The 17,754-nt window shown below is 56.0% G+C and carries 22 protein-coding genes; 13 read left to right on the top strand and 9 right to left on the bottom strand.

The features are described from left to right. Nucleotides 1–12: 12 nt before the first annotated feature. On the bottom strand, nucleotides 13–759 hold the full coding sequence (locus EAW52_RS18485; protein ID WP_122043508.1) for an NRDE family protein: 747 nt from the start codon (nucleotides 757–759) through the stop codon (nucleotides 13–15). A gap of 94 nt (nucleotides 760–853) precedes the next feature. Here EAW52_RS18485 and EAW52_RS18480 point away from each other — a divergent pair, with 94 nt between their 5' ends. The 3 genes from EAW52_RS18480 (at nucleotide 854) to EAW52_RS18470 (ending at nucleotide 2,924) form a co-directional block, all read left to right on the top strand. After that, entirely contained in the window at nucleotides 854–1,636 is a 783-nt protein-coding gene (locus EAW52_RS18480; RefSeq protein ID WP_122043506.1) for a sulfite exporter TauE/SafE family protein, read from the top strand. 24 nt (nucleotides 1,637–1,660) lie between these two features. After that, nucleotides 1,661–2,473 carry a prolipoprotein diacylglyceryl transferase gene (gene lgt / locus EAW52_RS18475; RefSeq protein ID WP_122043505.1) on the top strand — a complete coding sequence of 271 codons (813 nt, stop codon included), beginning with the start codon at nucleotides 1,661–1,663 and terminating at the stop codon, nucleotides 2,471–2,473. Nucleotides 2,474–2,561: 88 nt separating this feature from the next. After that, a complete protein-coding gene (locus EAW52_RS18470; RefSeq protein ID WP_122043504.1) occupies nucleotides 2,562–2,924 on the top strand; it encodes a multidrug transporter in 363 nt (120 codons plus the stop codon). 85 nt (nucleotides 2,925–3,009) lie between these two features. Here the strand turns inward: EAW52_RS18470 and EAW52_RS18465 are convergent, their stop codons facing one another. The 6 genes from EAW52_RS18465 to EAW52_RS18440 form a co-directional block, all read right to left on the bottom strand. Then, nucleotides 3,010–3,261, bottom strand: a complete 252-nt coding sequence (locus EAW52_RS18465; RefSeq protein ID WP_010796990.1) for a YfhL family 4Fe-4S dicluster ferredoxin — start codon at nucleotides 3,259–3,261, stop codon at nucleotides 3,010–3,012. A gap of 116 nt (nucleotides 3,262–3,377) precedes the next feature. After that, on the bottom strand, nucleotides 3,378–3,863 hold the full coding sequence (gene coaD / locus EAW52_RS18460) for a pantetheine-phosphate adenylyltransferase (RefSeq protein ID WP_010796991.1): 486 nt from the start codon (nucleotides 3,861–3,863) through the stop codon (nucleotides 3,378–3,380). A 212-nt stretch (nucleotides 3,864–4,075) separates the two neighbouring features. After that, on the bottom strand, nucleotides 4,076–5,101 hold the full coding sequence (locus tag EAW52_RS18455; RefSeq protein ID WP_122043502.1) for a hydrolase: 1,026 nt from the start codon (nucleotides 5,099–5,101) through the stop codon (nucleotides 4,076–4,078). Nucleotides 5,102–5,111: 10 nt separating this feature from the next. Beyond that, entirely contained in the window at nucleotides 5,112–5,684 is a 573-nt protein-coding gene (gene rsmD, locus EAW52_RS18450) for a 16S rRNA (guanine(966)-N(2))-methyltransferase RsmD (RefSeq protein WP_074823203.1), read from the bottom strand. Between the two features lie 2 nt (nucleotides 5,685–5,686). Then, a complete protein-coding gene (locus tag EAW52_RS18445; protein ID WP_122043501.1) occupies nucleotides 5,687–7,144 on the bottom strand; it encodes a pitrilysin family protein in 1,458 nt (485 codons plus the stop codon). Then, complete coding sequence (locus EAW52_RS18440; protein ID WP_122043499.1) at nucleotides 7,141–8,508, bottom strand: pitrilysin family protein; 1,368 nt, start codon at nucleotides 8,506–8,508, stop codon at nucleotides 7,141–7,143. The genes EAW52_RS18445 and EAW52_RS18440 overlap by 4 nt, the downstream gene beginning before the upstream one ends. Nucleotides 8,509–8,660: 152 nt before the next feature. On the opposite strand from EAW52_RS18440, the gene ftsY reads away from it, so the two are divergent. The 8 genes from ftsY (at nucleotide 8,661) to EAW52_RS18400 (ending at nucleotide 14,657) form a co-directional block, all read left to right on the top strand. Then, nucleotides 8,661–10,157: a signal recognition particle-docking protein FtsY gene (gene ftsY, locus EAW52_RS18435; RefSeq protein WP_122043498.1), complete on the top strand. Its 1,497-nt coding sequence runs from the start codon at nucleotides 8,661–8,663 to the stop codon at nucleotides 10,155–10,157. After that, the gene (ftsE, locus tag EAW52_RS18430; RefSeq protein ID WP_010796997.1) at nucleotides 10,154–10,825 is read left to right on the top strand and encodes a cell division ATP-binding protein FtsE; all 672 of its coding nucleotides are present in this window, start codon (nucleotides 10,154–10,156) and stop codon (nucleotides 10,823–10,825) included. The genes ftsY and ftsE overlap by 4 nt, the downstream gene beginning before the upstream one ends. Then, a complete protein-coding gene (ftsX, locus tag EAW52_RS18425) occupies nucleotides 10,822–11,832 on the top strand; it encodes a permease-like cell division protein FtsX (RefSeq protein ID WP_122043496.1) in 1,011 nt (336 codons plus the stop codon). Before ftsE ends, ftsX begins: the two co-directional genes overlap by 4 nt. A 189-nt stretch (nucleotides 11,833–12,021) precedes the next feature. Then, on the top strand, nucleotides 12,022–12,876 hold the full coding sequence (gene rpoH / locus EAW52_RS18420) for an RNA polymerase sigma factor RpoH (RefSeq protein WP_010796999.1): 855 nt from the start codon (nucleotides 12,022–12,024) through the stop codon (nucleotides 12,874–12,876). A 113-nt stretch (nucleotides 12,877–12,989) separates the two neighbouring features. Next, complete coding sequence (locus EAW52_RS18415) at nucleotides 12,990–13,286, top strand: hypothetical protein (protein WP_019363964.1); 297 nt, start codon at nucleotides 12,990–12,992, stop codon at nucleotides 13,284–13,286. Between the two features lie 38 nt (nucleotides 13,287–13,324). After that, on the top strand, nucleotides 13,325–13,582 hold the full coding sequence (locus EAW52_RS18410) for a hypothetical protein (RefSeq protein WP_122043494.1): 258 nt from the start codon (nucleotides 13,325–13,327) through the stop codon (nucleotides 13,580–13,582). Beyond that, nucleotides 13,579–14,136, top strand: coding sequence for a lipocalin family protein (locus EAW52_RS18405; protein ID WP_019363966.1), 558 nt, complete (start codon nucleotides 13,579–13,581; stop codon nucleotides 14,134–14,136). The genes EAW52_RS18410 and EAW52_RS18405 overlap by 4 nt, the downstream gene beginning before the upstream one ends. Before the next feature lie 11 nt (nucleotides 14,137–14,147). Continuing rightward, nucleotides 14,148–14,657, top strand: a complete 510-nt coding sequence (locus tag EAW52_RS18400) for a YbhB/YbcL family Raf kinase inhibitor-like protein (RefSeq protein WP_122043493.1) — start codon at nucleotides 14,148–14,150, stop codon at nucleotides 14,655–14,657. A gap of 47 nt (nucleotides 14,658–14,704) precedes the next feature. Here the strand turns inward: EAW52_RS18400 and EAW52_RS18395 are convergent, their stop codons facing one another. Together EAW52_RS18395 and EAW52_RS18390 are read right to left on the bottom strand one after the other, a co-directional pair. Continuing rightward, the gene (locus EAW52_RS18395) at nucleotides 14,705–15,529 is read right to left on the bottom strand and encodes an isochorismatase family protein (RefSeq protein WP_122043491.1); all 825 of its coding nucleotides are present in this window, start codon (nucleotides 15,527–15,529) and stop codon (nucleotides 14,705–14,707) included. A gap of 67 nt (nucleotides 15,530–15,596) precedes the next feature. Then, nucleotides 15,597–16,022 (bottom strand): hypothetical protein, encoded by a 426-nt coding sequence (locus EAW52_RS18390; protein ID WP_122043490.1) that lies wholly within the window; start codon nucleotides 16,020–16,022, stop codon nucleotides 15,597–15,599. A 102-nt stretch (nucleotides 16,023–16,124) separates the two neighbouring features. On the opposite strand from EAW52_RS18390, the gene pip reads away from it, so the two are divergent. Next, nucleotides 16,125–17,090, top strand: a complete 966-nt coding sequence (pip, locus tag EAW52_RS18385) for a prolyl aminopeptidase (protein WP_122043488.1) — start codon at nucleotides 16,125–16,127, stop codon at nucleotides 17,088–17,090. Next, a complete protein-coding gene (gene dtd, locus EAW52_RS18380) occupies nucleotides 17,087–17,524 on the top strand; it encodes a D-aminoacyl-tRNA deacylase (RefSeq protein ID WP_122043487.1) in 438 nt (145 codons plus the stop codon). The genes pip and dtd overlap by 4 nt, the downstream gene beginning before the upstream one ends. Nucleotides 17,525–17,754 lie beyond the last annotated feature (230 nt).

Genomic DNA, 17,754 nt, shown 5'->3' with positions numbered 1-17,754 from the left:
CAGCACGCCGGACTACAGCGTCCGGCGGCTTTCTCCAAGCGACTTGCCATAGGCTCCAAAGCGACGTTCCGTAATAACGGTCTGTCCGTCTACCTGTTGCCGCAGCACAGTGCTGGCCCGTGTGCCGTAGTGTTCGCTGGAGATGAAAACGCTGGACAAGAGCGTTTCCAGTTCATGGCTGATGCCGGTATGCGGAAGCGTTGCGGGATCAGGTCGCCAGGTGTCGGCCAACAGTGTAAATAAAGCCTCGTCCGAAGGGGTTTCCAGGGCCTGTTCGAGACTTGCTCTGGCTCTGAGCAACTTGGGCCATGGCGTGTTCAAATCGGCATTGGATACGCCGTAAACGCCCGGCGGCAGTCGATGCGGCTTCCGGCTGCGAGCATTCAAGTGCCATAACGATTGGCGATCGCCTAAAAGCAGGTTGAACCCTGTGTATTCATCGCTACGTTGAGCCACTTTATGTACGTACTCTTCGGCCGAGATATCATGTTCCAGAAAGCGTACAGGCAGTTCGCCCCGTGAGCGGTTGGATATCGGCTGACCAGGATCCCTGATGTTGGTCACGGTGGCAAAGCGACCATCCCTTCCTACCGCGAGCCAGGTCCCGCCTGCGGTCAGGTCTCTTCCTCCAATAATGTCTGGTTGATCGTCCCATGTATCCAAAGGAGCGCTGGGGCGTGCATAGAACTCGTCACGGTTGGCGGCCAGGATAAGTGACTCGTTATCTTCAGGGCGCCACGCAAAGACAATCAGACACATCAGTTGGGCTCCGTAAGGCCTTGATCATTGAGGGTTCGCTCGTTTGCATTGGCCGATTGGGCTACCATTGCCGTTTTGTTCGGCAGGATTCGATATGGAATTCGTGCTCTATCTGATTCTTGGCGCATGTGCAGGCGTTCTGGCGGGTCTGTTCGGCGTCGGGGGCGGATTGATCATCGTACCGGTTCTGGTGTTCAGCTTCACTGCCCATGGAATGGATACCGATGTGCTGACGCATCTGGCCGTCGGTACCTCACTGGCAACAATCGTCTTTACGTCAATCAATTCCGTTCTGGCGCATCATCGCCAGAGAGCGGTCCAGTGGCCACTCGTGGTGTGGATGACGGTTGGCATCATCCTGGGCAGCTTTGTCGGCGGGGTTACGGCATCTTATATTCAGGGGCCAATTCTGCAGAAAATAATCGGTACCTTTGCCATCCTCGTGTCGCTACAGATGGTGCTTGACCTTCGTCCCAAAAGCAGCAGACCGTTACCGGGCAAGCCGGTTCTGACGCTCGCCGGTGTGGTCATTGGCTGGGCATCTGCCATCTTCGGCATCGGAGGCGGCTCGCTGACTGTGCCTTTCCTGACCTGGCGAGGCGTCAGTATGCAAAGGGCGGTGGCAACCTCATCTGCGTGTGGGTTGCCGATCGCGCTCTCCGGAACCCTTTCGTTCATGGTGGTGGGCTGGAGTGAGCCTGGCTTGCCTGAGTGGAGTCTGGGATATGTCTACCTGCCGGCCCTGGTAGGTATTGCGCTGACCAGCATGTTCTTTGCCCGTTTTGGTGCGCGTTTGGCGCACACGCTTTCTCCACGGCTGCTCAAGCGGCTATTTGCGTTGTTGTTGTTCAGTGTAGGGCTCAGCTTTCTAGTCTGAGAACCCTTTTATCAAGGAGTCGTAATGCTGCCTTATCCACAGATCGACCCGGTAGCGGTCGCGATCGGTCCACTCAAGATTCATTGGTACGGTCTGATGTACCTCATTGGTATTGGCGGGGCTTGGCTGCTGGCCTCACGTCGCTTGAGCCGATTCGATCGCACCTGGAATAAAGACAAACTTTCGGATCTGGTCTTCTGGGTGGCGTGCGGCGTCATCATTGGGGGGCGGTTGGGGTATGTCCTTTTCTATAACCTGGATGAGTACCTTGCCAATCCCACGCTGATCTTTGAGGTCTGGAAGGGCGGCATGGCCTTTCATGGCGGCCTGCTGGGCGTAATTCTGGCGGTGTGGTGGTTTGGTCGCCGCAACAACAAGAGCTTTTTCGAGCTGATGGATTTCATCGCCCCGCTGGTTCCAATCGGCCTGGGCGCCGGGCGGATTGGTAACTTCATCAATGCCGAACTGTGGGGCAAGCCGAGCGATGTGCCGTGGGCAATGATTTTTCCGCCCTTCAGCGATCCGGCCCAGCTGCCGCGCCATCCTTCCCAGCTCTATCAGTTTGCGCTGGAAGGAGTCGCCTTGTTCGTTATTCTCTGGTTCTTCTCACGCAAGCCACGTCCAACAATGGCGGTATCAGGGCTTTTCGTTCTGTGTTATGGCATTTTCCGTTTCCTGGTGGAATTCGTCCGTATGCCGGATGCGCAGCTGGGTTATCTGGCCTGGGGCTGGCTCACAATGGGGCAGGTCTTGTGCGTACCGATGATTCTGGGCGGGGCCTTCCTGATGGTTCTGGCCTATCGGCATCAGGGAAAGACCAGAACTCTGACGGAATGACCTGATCTTCAGGTGAAAGGTCACTGACAAGTCGAGAGGTGGTGCTTATAGTTAATGGTTAATCGCCTCTCACTTAAAGGACAGAAGTATGAGCCCGTTCCGCGCATTGGCCACCACGTTGGCCTTCTCCATGGCTTTATGGAGTGCTGCCGCACCGGCGCTAGCCGATTCGGGTTATGAGACAGAAACCGTTAATAATGCCAGTGGTGATCCGAATTACGAGGTAGGCGCGCCAAAAGCCTTTTCGATGATTGGTGATCTGCTAATTGCCCGCCCGCTCCTGATTGTGGCAACGGCTATTGGCGCGGGTGCCTTTGTGGTCAGTCTGCCCTTTACCGCTGCAGGCGGTAATGTAGGCGAGGCAGGCAGGGCCTTGGTCGTCGAGCCGGGTAAAGCTGCTTTTGTTCGTTGCCTGGGCTGTACCCGCACAGGATATGGCCAGTCGGACTGAATCCCATAAAAAAGCCGGTCAATTGACCGGCTTTTTTATGGCGCCTGTAAATACCTGATAGTGTCGCGCTGCCAAACAGCCTAGATCAGGCCTGACCGCTGATTTTCAGATACTTTTCGTGCAGTTTTTCCTTGCTCTCGACGTTTTCCGGGTCGAGCGGGATGCAATCCACCGGGCAAACCTGCTGACACTGCGGCTCGTCGTAATGGCCTACACACTCGGTACAGAGGTTCGGGTCGATCACATAAATCTCTTCGCCCTGAGAGATGGCACCATTAGGGCACTCAGGCTCACATACATCGCAATTGATGCAGTCTTCAGTAATCTTGAGGGACATGAATTGCTCCCGCCGCTCACGGATGACGGCGATACAGAAAAGGTAAACGCGAATTGTGCCTTATCGGCGCGCGTGGTGCACGTCTGCGCCGATATATGTGCCCTAACGGCAAAATTTCAAGGGGCTGGCTTGAAACGTTCGGCCAGCGCTTCCTTGACAAGCGGGTGCACGAACTTGGTAACGTCGCCACCCAGTGCTGCAATTTCACGTACCAGCGTTGAAGAGATGTAGGAGTAATTTTCCGACGGAGTAAGAAACATGCTTTCTGCGTCAGGCGCCAGCACACGGTTCATGTTGGCCAACTGAAACTCGAATTCGAAATCCGAAACAGCACGCAATCCTCGCAGGAGGATCGTGGCTTTCTGCTCCTTGACGAGATTGGCCAGCAGGCAAGAAAAGCCAATGACCTCGACATTAGGCAGGTGTGCCGTAACCGCTCGAGCCAACTCTACCCGCCTTTCCAGCGGAAACAGCGGATTTTTCTTCGGACTGGCTGCTACGGCGACGACGACATGCTCAAACAAACGTGAGGCGCGTTCGACGAGATCACCATGACCCCTGGTGATCGGGTCGAAGGTTCCCGGGTACAGCACTCGATTCATCGCGGCGTCCTTACGGTCCGTGGGGGCTTGGATGGTAGCTCAGCCAGATCAGATGTCCAAGTCGAAAGGTGGATAAGCGGCCTGGTATTCATCAAAGGTGAGCTTTAAGCGTTGAGGAGTGTAGAAAAAATTGTCGAAAAACGCAGCCTTCTCGGGTTGCCTGTTTTCATCTGACGCGGATAGCGTTCGCTGATCGGCTATAGCCGCCACGTCTATGTCAGTCTCTCCTGCTGCCACAAGAGCCACTGCGGTATGCGGCGCTCCAGGTAGTAATCAGGGTTTCGCCATGTACCTGCGACAAAGCCTACATGCCCTCCATGAGCATGGCGCTCGAAGCATATCGTATTAGATAGCTCTCCTAGTGTTGGCAGGCTTTCACGTCCAATGAAAGGATCATCTTCCGCTTGAATCATAAGGGTTGGTATTCGGACGTCTTTCAGGTAATAACGGCTTGATGCCTGCTGGTAGTAATCGTGAGCATCCTTGAATCCGTGGAGCGGGGCGGTGATGCGTCCGTCAAAATCCCAAAAGCTCTTCATGTCCTCCAGGTTACCCAAGGCATCCAGCGAGGCTACATGGTCGTGTTGCTGGCGCTGCTGCAAAGCCTCTCGCTTGCGCTTTACATAACTCACCAGCTCTCGCATGAAGTGCGCCTGATACACACGGGAAAACCCAATGGCGATACGGTCTGCGCAAAGGTCGAGCCGGAAAGGAACCGACACGGAGGCAGCCGCCTGGAGCGGGCAATTCAAGCCTGCTTCGCCCAGGTACTTGAGCAGCACGTTACCGCCAAGCGAGTAGCCAACAGCATAGAGCGGTGCCAAAGGGCGCTTGGCCTGAAGGTGGGCGATAACGGCGGCAAGGTCTTCGGTGACGCCTGAGTGGTAGCCCCGCGGTAACAGGTTCGGCTCGCCTGAGCACCCTCGCCAGTTCAATCCAACGCTGGCCCAGCCATGCTCGGCAAGGGCCAGTTGCAAACCCAGAATATAGTGTGACGAAGAGCTGCCTGTCAGTCCGTGGATAGCCAGTACCAGCGGCGCATAAGGATCTTCCGGTCCGTACCAGTCAAGGTCGAGAAAATCACCGTCGTCTAGCCAGATACGCTCGCGTGGGCGCGTCATCAGGGGAAGACGACGCCAGAGCGATCCCCATAAGGTCTGCAAGTGAGGACCTGGCAGCCACCAAGCGGGCCGGAAAGCATCTGCCTGAGCTGATAGGTCCTCCACGATAGGGTGCATGGGCATCCCGTTACGCGGTTCGATGCCAGAGCGCGTAATGCACACTTCCCGCCTTCTTTTCCCTGTGCAGGTGCCAGTTGGCGGGCATGGGAAGCGATGAGGGCTGACTTTCGCTTTCAGTGTAAATCCATGCATCCCTGGCTAGCCAGCCTTGCTCCTCGAGCAGTTGGCAGGCGGGCTCAAGCAGACCTTTCTGGAAGGGCGGGTCAAGGAACACTACGTCAAAAGGCGTGGCCTCATTGTGCTGAAGGTAGTGCAGGGCATCGTTCTGTACGACCTGGACATTGGTGCATCCGAGTGACGCCAGATGACCGCGCAGCGAGCCTACCGCTGCGGGATTCAAGTCCAGCCCCAGCGCCTGACTGGCACCCCGGGACAGCGCTTCAAGCAATAGCGCACCACTGCCCAGGAACGGATCCAGTACCCGTGCACCGGGCACATGGGGCATCAGCCAGTTGAACAGCGTCTCGCGGACCCGGTCAGGCGTAGGTCTGAGCCCTGGTGCTTCTGGAAAGCTGAAGCGTCGGCTGCGCCAGTCGCCTCCAATGATACGCAGCTGGCTGCTGCCTTTACTCTGCGCCATGCTCAATGCTCCGGTACGCTGGGAGGCGGTGTATTGCCGCGCTCAACCGGCGCTGGCAAAGGTTGCTGGGCAACGGTTGGGCCTGCCGTCACGATGACAAAGCCATCAGGATTCAAATGCCGGGCCATGGCTTCGCGCACCTGATCCGTAGTCACGGCTTGCGTCTGCTTCATGAAGGTGTCCAGAAAGTCGAGTGGCAGGTCGTAGAAACCAATCATGCCGAGCTGGGCGACGATCGCACTGTTACTGGCGGTCGAGAGCGGGAAGCTGCCTGATATTTCACGCTTGGCATCATCCAGCTCCTTCTGTGTCGGCCCTTCCTTGAGGTATTGGCGGACGATGTTTTGCACAAGCCCCAATGTGTTCTGGCTCATCTCGGCTCGGGTTTGCAGGCCGATCGTGAAGGGGCCCGCGACCTGCATCGGCGTAAAGCCGGAATAAACACCATAGGTCAATCCGCGCTTTTCGCGGACTTCTGTCATCAGACGAGTGCCGAACCCGCCCCCTCCCAGGATCTGGTTGCCCAGATATAGCGCGGCGTAATCAGGGTCCCGGCGGTCGATACCCTGCTCGGCCAGCATGAGGTGCGTCTGCTGTGAGGGAAACTCGATATGCGTAACGCCCGGTTTAGGTGGTTGCGGCTTGGCTACCGACGGCAGGGCAGGGCCCTTGGGTAGAGCGCGGGATACCTTGGCGGCAATGGCTTCGGCCTGGGGGCGGGTCAGATTACCTGTCAACGCGATGACCACATTGCCTGCTGTATACGCACGCTGATGAAAGGCGCGTAGCTGAGCAGGTGTGATCGACCTCAGCGATTCAGCCGTACCCATGCTGGGGTGCGCATAGGGGTGACTGCCGTAGAGCTGTTTCATCAGCGCATCACCTGCCTGAGCGCCGGGGTCCTGTTTCTTGTATTCGATGCTGGTCAACAATTGATTTCGAATACGCTCCAGCGGGGCGGCAGGAAACGTAGGATGACCTACCACCTTGGTGAAGAGATCGAGCGCCGGGTCACTTTTAGTCGGGTCGGACAAGGTACGCAGCCCGGCAACGGCCATGTCGCGATAGGCACCGTTTGAGAAATTGGCACCCAGGTTTTCGAAGCCGATGGCTATCGCGGTGGTGTCCATGCCGGCAATGCCTTCGTTGAGCATGCCATTGGTCATCGTGGCGATACCTGGTGTGTTGCCGTCCTGGCTGCTACCGGCTGCAAATGTCAGGCGGAGGTCATACATGGGCAGCTCATTGGCTTCCACAAACATGACGCGCGCGCCTTCTGGAGTTCTCCAGCTTTGGATATCGAGCTTGCGGGTAACCGGAGCTGTCTTGCTCAGCGCCTGCAGTGATTCCAGTTTTGGATGGGCCGCTGCACTGTCCGCCACGGGGGAAGTGTTCTGGCAGCCGCCAAGCAGCGTCAGGCTGAGCAAGGTGCCCCATGCATAAGAAAAGCGGACGTTCATGGGCGAGCCTCCTGCTGTGTCTGGGTCTCGGGAATCACGTGGGCGACTGTCAGGCGATCGCGAGTGAAGTAAGTGTGTGCAACACGCTGTAGATCAGCCGGAGTGACAGATTGCAAATCTGCAAGCTCGTTATCCATCTCGTGCCAGGACACGCCGATGCTTTCCAATTGACCAATATTGCTGGCCTGGGCTGTAATCGAGTCGCGCTCATAGACAAGGCTGGCGATCACCTGCGCTCTGACGCGCTCCAGTTCGGCAGTGCTCGGTGGCGTTTGCTTGAGCGCATTCAGTTGCGCCCAAAGGCCGGCTTCGACATCTGCCAGGGTCTTGCCCTTTTGCAGGTTGGGCATGGCGCTGAGCATGAACAGACTGTCGCCGCGAGTGTAGGACTCATACGAGGCCGAGGCGCCGGTAACCAGCTCCTGCTCACGCTCCAGTTGAGTGGAGAGACGGGCACTGTAGCCACCATCGAGCAGCGCTGAGATCAGGCGCAAGGCATGCACATCCCGTTGATTCTCTGCACTGGCAAAACCGGGCACATTGAATCCCATCATGAGGCTGGGGATTTGCGTACGAACGGGAAGGATCAGACGGCGTTCACCTGGTGCCTGGAGTTCAAGCGGGCGCTTGGCCGGTGGTAGGTCTCGCTTGGGAATCTGGCCAAAGTACTGTTGAGCCATCTGTCTTACGTCTTCTCCGGTCACATCGCCCACTACAACCAGGGTCGCATTGTTGGGCGCGTACCAGGATTGATACCAGTGCCGCAGATCGTCGATGTTCATGCGTTTAAGATCAGCAGGCCAGCCAATGGTTGGCGTGCGGTAGCCACTGGCCGGGTAGGCCGCCGCGCTGAAACGCTCGTAGGCCAGTGCCATTGGCTGATCGTCAGTGCGCAGGCGACGCTCCTCCTTGATGACTTCTATCTCGCGGCTGAATTCATCGGCAGGTAGGCGTAAGGTGGCCATGCGATCGGCTTCGAGCTCAAGCGCCACAGGCAAACGATCCTTGGCCATCACCTGGTAATAGGCCGTGTAATCGTCCGTGGTGAAGGCATTCTCGGTTGCTCCGAGATCACGCAGAACCAGGGAGGCCTCTCCAGGACCCATCTTGCTGCTGCCCTTGAACATCATGTGTTCCAAGGCATGGGAAAGGCCGGTCGATCCGGGCGTCTCGTAGCTTGAGCCGATCTTGTACCAGAGTTGTGAAACCACGACAGGAGCACGATGATCTTCCCGAACAACGACTTTCAAACCATTGTCGAGTGTGTATTCGTGCGTGGGTTGGGTCTCGGCGGCCAGGACGGTAAGCGGCGCGCAGAGCAGGCTGAACAGCAGACCAGTAGTACGTCGAGAGAAGACTGTCATCAATCTATGAACTCATTCCAGGGCTTGCCGGTCTTTAGCGCCAGCAAGCGATGAGGTGCTAGGATACGCATCCCTTTTCATGCCGGCCACGCCTGGCAGCACATCTTTATGGATTTGCCACAGCGTGCCCGCCCCTTGAGATAGACCTTTGCATGTTTGGTTCCGACGATAAAAAGTCCCCTCCCGCAGGGGAAAAGAAAGGGTTCTTCAGCTGGTTTCGCAAGAAGCCGCAGGAGACAACCGAGGCCAAGCCGGAAACGGCTGTCGAGCCGGTAGTACACCCGGAGCCGGTCCCCGAGCCGGCTGACGCTATTCCTTCAACCCAGCTGCCGCCTGCTGAGGAGGCCGAAGCGCCCGCACCGGTAGCCGAGCAGGACGAAAGCGTAAAAACCTTTCAGCCGGAGCCGATTCAGGCGCAGCCGGTTGAGCCGCCACGCCAGCCTGAAACGGTGCAGCCTTCTTTGCAAGCGCCTGCAGTTGAGCCAGAGCCAGAGCCTGAGCCTGCTATGCTGGCGCCTGTTGAGCCTGTATTCATTGAGCCCGAGCGGCTGGACGAATCGAGGACAGCCGAGCTCCAGCCTGTTGCTGAGCCTGAGCCTGAGCCAGTAGCCGAGCCTGTCGTGTCGATTGCAGAGCCGGAGCCTGAGCCAGAACCAGGAGTAGACGCAGAACCGGAACCGGAGCCGGAGCAGGCACCACAGCCCGCGACACCGACAAAACTGGGCTTCTTTGCTCGCCTCAAGCAAGGGCTGAGCAAGACCAGCGCCAGCATTGGCGAAGGGATGGCCAGCCTGTTTCTGGGCAAGAAAGCTATCGACGATGATTTGCTCGATGAGCTAGAGACCCGGCTATTGACGGCGGATGTGGGTGTCGAGGCGACGACCACCATCATGAAAAACCTCACCCAGCGGGTAGCGCGTAAACAGCTTGCTGACAGCGAGGCGCTTTATCAGGCATTGCAGGAAGAGTTAACTGGCTTGTTGACGCCTGTTGAGCAACCGTTGGTTATCGATAAGGCTACTCAACCCTTCGTCATTCTGGTTGTTGGCGTGAACGGTGTTGGCAAAACCACGACCATCGGCAAGCTGGCTAAAAAGCTCCAGCTTGAGGGCAAGAAGGTCATGCTGGCCGCTGGCGATACGTTCCGTGCCGCAGCGGTCGAGCAGTTACAGGTCTGGGGGGAGCGTAACCGCATTCCAGTGATTGCACAGCATACCGGCGCTGACTCTGCCTCGGTTATCTATGATGCCGTGCAGGCTGCGAAGGCGCGTGGCATCGATGTTCTGATTGCCGATACGGCCGGTCGTCTGCACACCAAGGACAACCTGATGGAAGAGCTGCGTAAGGTGCGCCGCGTCATTGGCAAGCTGGACGAATCCGCCCCGCATGAGACTTTATTGGTGCTGGATGCAGGTACCGGCCAGAACGCCATGAATCAGGCCAAGCAATTCCATGCTGCCGTTCCGCTCTCCGGCCTTGCGCTGACCAAGCTCGACGGTACTGCCAAGGGTGGCGTCATTTTCGCGCTGGCCAAGCAGATGAGCCTGCCTATCCGTTACATCGGTGTCGGTGAAGGCATTGACGATCTGCGTGAGTTCGAAGCCAAGCCCTTCGTTCGAGCGTTGTTCGCTGAGCGGGAGACGACATGATTCATTTCGATCGGGTCAGTAAACGTTACCCGAACGGGCATATCGGTTTGCATGAATTATCGTTCCGTGCGGAGCGCGGGGAGATCCTGTTCATTACCGGTCACTCCGGTGCCGGCAAGAGCACCCTGATGCGCCTCATCCTGGCGATGGAGCGACCCACCAGTGGCAAGCTTTCGCTGGCTGGACAGGATATTTCGCGGATCAGCAATGCGCAGATTCCATTCCTGCGTCGTCAGATCGGTGTGGTGTTTCAGAACCACCAGCTCCTGTTCGACCGTACCGTGTTCGACAATGTAGCCTTGCCTCTACAGATCCTGGGGTTGTCCAAGGCCGAGATTGCCAAACGTGTGACCATGGCGCTGGAGCGGGTCAGCCTGAAGGACAAGCTCGAAGACTATCCGTCGGACCTGTCTACCGGTCAGCAACAGCGCGTCGGGATCGCGCGGGCTGTCGTACATCGACCAGCCTTGCTGCTGGCGGATGAGCCAACCGGTAACCTCGATCCGCGGCTTGCCTCCGAAATCATGGGTGTGTTCGAGGACATCAACAGCCTTGGCACCACTGTACTGATTGCCAGCCACGACCATGCCCTGATTGCACGCCTGCGTCATCGTATGCTGACGCTGCAGCGTGGCCGTCTGATCGGGGATGAGGAGAGTCCTACATGAGTGCCAAGGAACTTCCACGCGGCGACGTACAGGGTGAAAAACCAGAAAAGCCCAAACGTCGCAAGACAGCCAAGCCGAAGCAGGATTGGCGCAGCCCGTTACATGCCTATTTCGAAGCGCATCTCATTGGCTTGCGTGACAGTCTGTGGCGGATGGGCCGACAGCCGATCGGAAGCTTTCTGACCTGCCTGGTTATGGGAATTGCCCTTGCGTTGCCGATGGGTGTATCGCTGCTGCTGAACAATGTGGAGCGGCTCGGCGGCTCATGGCAGCGCGCGGCCCAAATTTCTGTCTTTCTTGACCTTAATCTGGACGAAGCTCAAGGCAAGCAATTACAGGAACAGATTGCAGCACTACCCGATGTCAGTGAGGTGCACTGGATCGGACGTGACGAGGCTCTGCAAGAGCTTCAACAGCAGGCTGGTCTGGGCGAAGCCTTGAAGGAACTGCCGGAAAATCCGTTGCCTTCGGTGATCTCCGTGACGCCACAAGAGATTGATAAAGGTCGTCTGGACATGTTGCGCAGTCGCCTGGCTGAGCTATCTGGCGTACAGCAGGTACAGCTCGATATGCAATGGGTCGAGCGACTGACCGCCATTCTGAAGCTGGGTGAGCGGTTCGTGTTTGGGCTTACAGTCGTTCTGATCGTAGCCCTGCTACTCGTCATCGGGAATACAATTCGTCTGGCCATCGAAAACCGCAGGACCGAAATCGAGGTCATAAAGTTGGTAGGCGGTACTGACGGTTATGTGCGGCGACCTTTCCTGTACATGGGCGCCATGTACGGGATAGGCGCCGGTATTGCCGCCTGGGCACTGCTGGCTTTTGGCTTGAACTGGCTTAACGAGGCTGTTATCGAGCTGGCCGGTCTTTACGGCAGCGATTTTGCGCTGGCCAGCGTGTCCATGGACGAAGGCATCCAGTTACTTATTGGTGCAATACTGCTGGGTTACATTGGTGCCTGGCTGGCGGTGGCTCGCCATCTGAGAGAGTTGGCGCCCCGATAAGGGCGCCGATGCATGAATCAAACAACTGTCTCAAATTATGATGTAAAGCTATCGATTTGATTGATAGTGACTATTTAAGTGATTGATTTTAAAGGCTATAGGTTCTTTTTTAGGGAACTGTTAGTCTTGTTTTCTGTCTGATTCTTCAGTGATACACTGCCCTGTGCATAAGTGAATCGGAGGATTCGCATGACCAATTCTCTGCAACCTGTTCCAACATTGGTTCCTGGCGCCAGCCTGGAGGCCTATGTCAACTCTGTGAACAGCATTCCCATGCTGACGCCGGAGCGGGAGCGCGAACTGGCCGAACGCCTCTTCTATAACCAGGATTTAGAGGCGGCACGGCAAATGGTGCTCGCGCACCTGCGTTTTGTCGTACATATTGCCAAAAGTTATTCGGGCTATGGTTTGGCCCAGTCAGATCTGATCCAGGAAGGTAACGTCGGCCTGATGAAGGCTGTAAAGCGTTTCAACCCTGAAATGGGTGTTCGTCTCGTATCGTTTGCTGTCCACTGGATCAAGGCTGAGATACACGAGTTCATCCTGCGTAACTGGCGCATCGTGAAAGTGGCTACCACCAAGGCCCAGCGCAAGTTGTTCTTCAACCTGCGCAGCCAGAAGAAGCGTCTTGCCTGGCTGAACAATGACGAGGTTCAGGCGGTTGCCAGCACGCTGGGCGTCGAGCCGCGTGAAGTGCGCGAAATGGAAAGTCGTCTGACGGGCCAGGATATGGCTTTTGATCCAGCTTCCGATGCAGACGACGATACGGCGTTCCAATCGCCCGCGCAGTATCTTGAAGACAATCGCTACGATCCGGCTCGTCAGCTGGAGGAGTCTGACTGGAGCGATAACTCTTCGGCCAATCTGCATGAGGCGTTGGAAGGCCTAGATGAGCGTAGCCGTGACATCCTTTACCAGCGCTGGCTGGCTGAAGACAAGGCTACACTGCACGAGTTGGCTGCCAAGTACAACGTATCGGCTGAGCGTATTCGTCAGCTTGAAAAAAATGCAATGAACAAGCTCAAGGGCAAGATCGCTGCCTAAGGGTTGATTCAAAAGCGAACCCCGCCTCAAGCGGGGTTTTTTATTGCCCGGAAATACCGAACCCCTTGTATAAGGTTAGGTTCTAAATGCTGCTGAGGGAGATGGGGACTGCTATGAAATCATTTTTACTGATGCTTTTTACATCGGTTCTTCTCGCCGGTTGTGGCAGTCATGACGATTTTGAAGGCAAGTGGAAAAGTCTCAATGCAGGTCAGGTCAAGTTGCAAATCGCGCCGGAGGAAGTCGCATGGCGTGTGACGGTCACGGGCGATGCGCTTTCCCCGCAAACCTATGGTGCCACCCTGGTCGATGAGGGGCTGCGCGTCGATATGCCGCCTACTTCTGAAGTCTGGACCATAGATGATAACGGGCATTTGAAAGGGCTCGGTCAGGAGTTCATCAGAGAGTGAGGATGGTGTCAGCCCTCCGGTCCAGGTTAGGAGTCAGAATGAAGTTTCGCGTGTTCGCAGTGATGCTGAGTTGCTTGTGGCTGATCAGCTGCAGCAAGATCAATCAAGAAAATTACAATCGGCTCAAGGCTGGCCAAAACAAGGCCGAGGTCGAAGAGCTATTGGGCAAGCCTACAGAGTGTTCCGGTGCGTTGGGGTTATCAAGCTGCACATGGGGTGATCAGTCTTCCGCGTTCATCAGCGTGCAGTATGTCAACGACAAGGTTGTCATGTATGCAGGACAGGGGTTGCGATGAAAACATCTACCAAGCTTTTACTACTGGCTGGCGCTGCAGGATTGTTGGTCGCCTGTGCCAGTTCGACCAAGACACCACCGCCTGAAACCGTCGGTTCGCTTGATCTGAAGCGCTATCAGGGGACATGGTATGAGCAGGCGCGCCTGCCCATGTTTTTCCAGCGCAGCTGCGTTCAGTCCGAGGCGCATTACCATCTGCGTGACGATGGGAATGTTGCGGTGCTCAATCGCTGTCTGACGAACTCTGGCGACTGGGATCAGGCGACCGGTGTTGCCTCGCCAATAAAGCCTGGTGTAACGGACCGACTGGAAGTGCGCTTCGATACTTGGTTCAGCGGCGTATTTCCCAATATAGCCAAGGGCCCTTATTGGGTCTTTTATATTGACCCTGAATACCATAATGCCGTGGTAGGGAGCCCTGATCGCAAGTATCTCTGGTTCCTATCTCGCTCAGCCGAGATCACCCAGCAGCAGCGCGATACCTTTCTTGGCATCGCTAAAGCCAAAGGATTTGATACATCCAGGCTGGTCTGGCGAGGCCAGTCATCCAACTAAAGGGGGCAAGCATGGCCGATTCGGAGTTTCGCCTGTGGACCGATGCGTTCGCTGATAATGGTTTGATGTCAAAGCGCCAGGAATTTGATGTCGAGGCCTTTGGCGTATCGGGTGAAAATATTTCACCTGTGCTCATGTGGGAGAATCCTCCGCCGGGAACCAAGAGTTTCGCCTTGACGGTGTACGATCCCGACGCTCCAACCGGCAGCGGGTTCTGGCACTGGGTTGTGGTGAACATACCTGCCGATGTCACAAACTTGCCGGAAGGCGCAGGCCACGCGGATGGAAGCCTGCTGCCAAAAGGGGCTCTACAGCTGCGCAATGACTATGGAACCGTTGGATTTGGTGGTGCCGCGCCGCCAAAAGGCGATAAAGCGCACCGGTATATCTTTCAAATCCATGCGCTGGCAGTCGAAAGCCTGCCTGTGCCGGCAGATGCTACCAATGCAGTAGCACGGTTCATGACGCATCTGAACCAGATCGCTTCCGCAACTTATACCGGTCTGTATGAGTTGAAATAAAGCGTGTCGGCCATTGCACGAAGCGATGGCCGATCGTTATGTACGCTTTATGACGCGGCGAGTAGGGGCTCAGCCTCTTTGCTAGTCAGGCATCTGACGCCCTTGCTCTTCATTTCTTCAATAAAGCATTCCGCCAGATGTTCGAAGCCGGGTACTGCATGTGAGCAGTCGGTGAGCAGCACGAGGCGGTGAAGGTTGGTCTCGCCCAAGTGATCCGCGATATCTCTAACGGTTCCTGCGACGCAGTGAGAGAGGGCTTCGCCAGCGATCAGTACAGTCTGAGCCTGTTCCAGTTGATTCAACAGATGGGTATTGGATCGTGTACCTGGATCGTCAGGATCTGGCACTTCAGCGGCAATGGCGGAGTAATGCTCTGTGTTGGGATTGCTGCCCTTCGGAATGTAATGGACCGTCTTCAAGCGCGTCCTGCCCCATTCGTTGAGTGCTTCGAGCAGGGGCGTATAGACATTATGACCCCAACTTCCGACCAGGCAGTGCTCCGGCCATATGGTCAACTGATATCGCCCACGCTTGGCCAGAGCTTTCACATATTCAAGGCTATAGCTCTGCTTTTCCGACACGCAGGCTGTCCAGCGGCCCTGCTCGATATCATCTACAGAAATAACCGTGAACGGAGGAGGGGTGTGCCCTTCGGCATCCTGCCACCAGGACGGATGCGCTATGTGCAAAGTTTGGTGAGAATCCAGCGTGACGTGAATGGCGTCCAGTCTGTGTCCCCACATGTGGACTAAGCTGGCAACCTTTCGGAGATCAGCACTTGCCTCTGGGACAGGAAGCGCAGCATCCTCAATATCACAAAAGTCATTTTGTGGATCGATAATCAGCAGGTGTACAGAGTCGGCTGAAGACATGGAAACGTTCCGATCAGAGAATGAGTGTGTCTCGTACGTGAGTGTACACGTGGGGTATAACAATCATTTACTGCCAATCCGCTCGCGCCAGCTTCCAGTCGTCGCCTTCTTTCCACCACTCCAGCCTTACACTGTAGTGGCGGGCCGCATCAGGCAGAAGGCCTTCAGCCCCTGTCATGCCTACCTCGGCATCCGTATAGCCTTTGTTCTGGTAAGTGGCGTCGATCTGGCTGTGTTTGCGGAAGGTAACGATATGGATATTGCGATATTTTAGAAACATACCTGCCATGGTTTGGCGGGCCCACGCACGATCGTTCTGTTGCTGGGCCAGAAACTGTGGGTGCAGTTGTTCATATACCGCTCCGGTTTTCTTGGCTTCCAGGTTGGCTTGCAATTGATCAGCTGCCTTGTCGAGTGCTTGCTGAGGATCGCTTTTGCAGCCCACGATAAATAACGGAAGTGAAGAAATGAGCAGACAGGTGGTCAAACGCATCACGAGAATTCCTTTTCCTGGTTAGGTTAGCGCTATGATGGCTATAGCACGGACAAATATGACGATGCTTTATCGCCACTGACAAGCCCGAAGGGGAGTAACATGCACAGCCTCTATCCGGAAATCAAGCCATACGCCCGCCACACACTTGCTGTAGATGATCCTCATGTCCTTTATCTGGACGAAAGCGGTTCACCGGATGGCCTGCCTGTGCTGTTCATTCATGGAGGACCCGGTGCAGGCTGCGACGCGTTGAGCCGGCGGTTCTTTGATCCAGGCCTTTACCGGATTGTCACATTCGATCAGCGCGGGTGCGGGCGTTCAACCCCTTATGCCAGTCTGGAGCGCAATACAACCTGGGACCTGGTTGCTGACATGGAGCGTATCCGTGAGCATCTGGGAATTGAAAAATGGGTGCTTTTTGGCGGCTCCTGGGGGTCGACTCTGGCGCTGGCCTATGCGCAGACGCACCCGGATCGTGTACATGCCCTGATCCTTCGAGGCATCTTTCTATGTCGGCCTGAGGACTTCCACTGGTTCTATCAGGATGGGGCGAGCCGTCTGTTCCCCGACTATTGGCAGGACTATCTCGCACCGATTCCTGAACAGGAGCGAGGCAACCTGATGCAGGCCTATTACAAGCGGCTCAGTTGCCCTGATGAAATTGCCCAGATGGGCGCTGCCAGAGCTTGGTCCTGTTGGGAGGGGCGTACGGCGACGCTTCGACCAAATCCTGACGTGGTCGAGCGATTTTCAGAACACGCATTGTCCATTGCGCGTATAGAGTGCCACTACTTTGTCAACAATGCATTTCTTGAGCCCAACCAATTGATCAGGGATATGCCCAAGATCGCCCATATTCCCAGTGTTATCGTTCATGGGCGATATGACGTGGTCTGTCCGCTGGATAATGCCTGGGCCTTGCACAAGGCCTGGCCTAATAGTGAGCTGCAAATCGTGCGCGACGCTGGTCATGCCGGTGGCGAACCGGGCATCTGTGATGCCTTGGTACGCGCAACCGATGCTATGGCACGACAGTTGCTCGATGTTCCCCCGGAGGCTGAATGAAAGTCCTTATACAGCGCGTCACGCAGGCGCGTGTAGAGGTAGATGGTGAGATAGTCGGTGAGATCAACCAGGGGCTTCTGGCCTTGGTGGGTATAGAGCCGACTGACAATGAAGTAACTTGCGAAAAAATGCTGCACAAGGTTCTTAATTACCGGGTTTTTTCGGACGCGGAAGGGCGAATGAATCGCTCGCTTACGGATGCAGGAGGTGGGTTGCTACTGGTTTCGCAGTTTACGCTGGTGGCGGATACGCAAAGTGGTTTGCGTCCGAGCTTCTCGACCGCAGCGCCGTCTGCACAGGGCGCAGCGGTGTTCTCGCATCTGGTAGGGCTTGCACGTTACCGCCATGCCCATGTGGCAACAGGTCGTTTTGGGGCCGATATGCAAGTTTCACTGACCAATGATGGTCCGGTAACATTTTTATTATCTATTTGAGCAACAGACTCTTACAGGTTTTCTGGAAGTGTCTATGATTGCGCAGTTTGGAACGACCGACACGCTTTGTGCGGAATCATTCGCGATCTTGTCAGTCCGACGACTGCTTATCCGTGAATGGCCATGCGTCGTTCAACGATTCGTACGCTGATTAAGGGGGCTGCGTTGTATTTGAATACTAATTCCAAGCCAGGTAAGGCTAAGGCCATCGTGCTGAGTTTTACGGCCAT

Origin of the sequence: Pseudomonas sp. LTJR-52, from assembly GCF_003691465.1 — a bacterium.
GTDB lineage: Bacteria > Pseudomonadota > Gammaproteobacteria > Pseudomonadales > Pseudomonadaceae > Chryseomonas > Chryseomonas luteola.
Note: the sequence above shows the minus strand (reverse complement) of the source record. Positions and strands in the feature narration are given on the sequence as shown.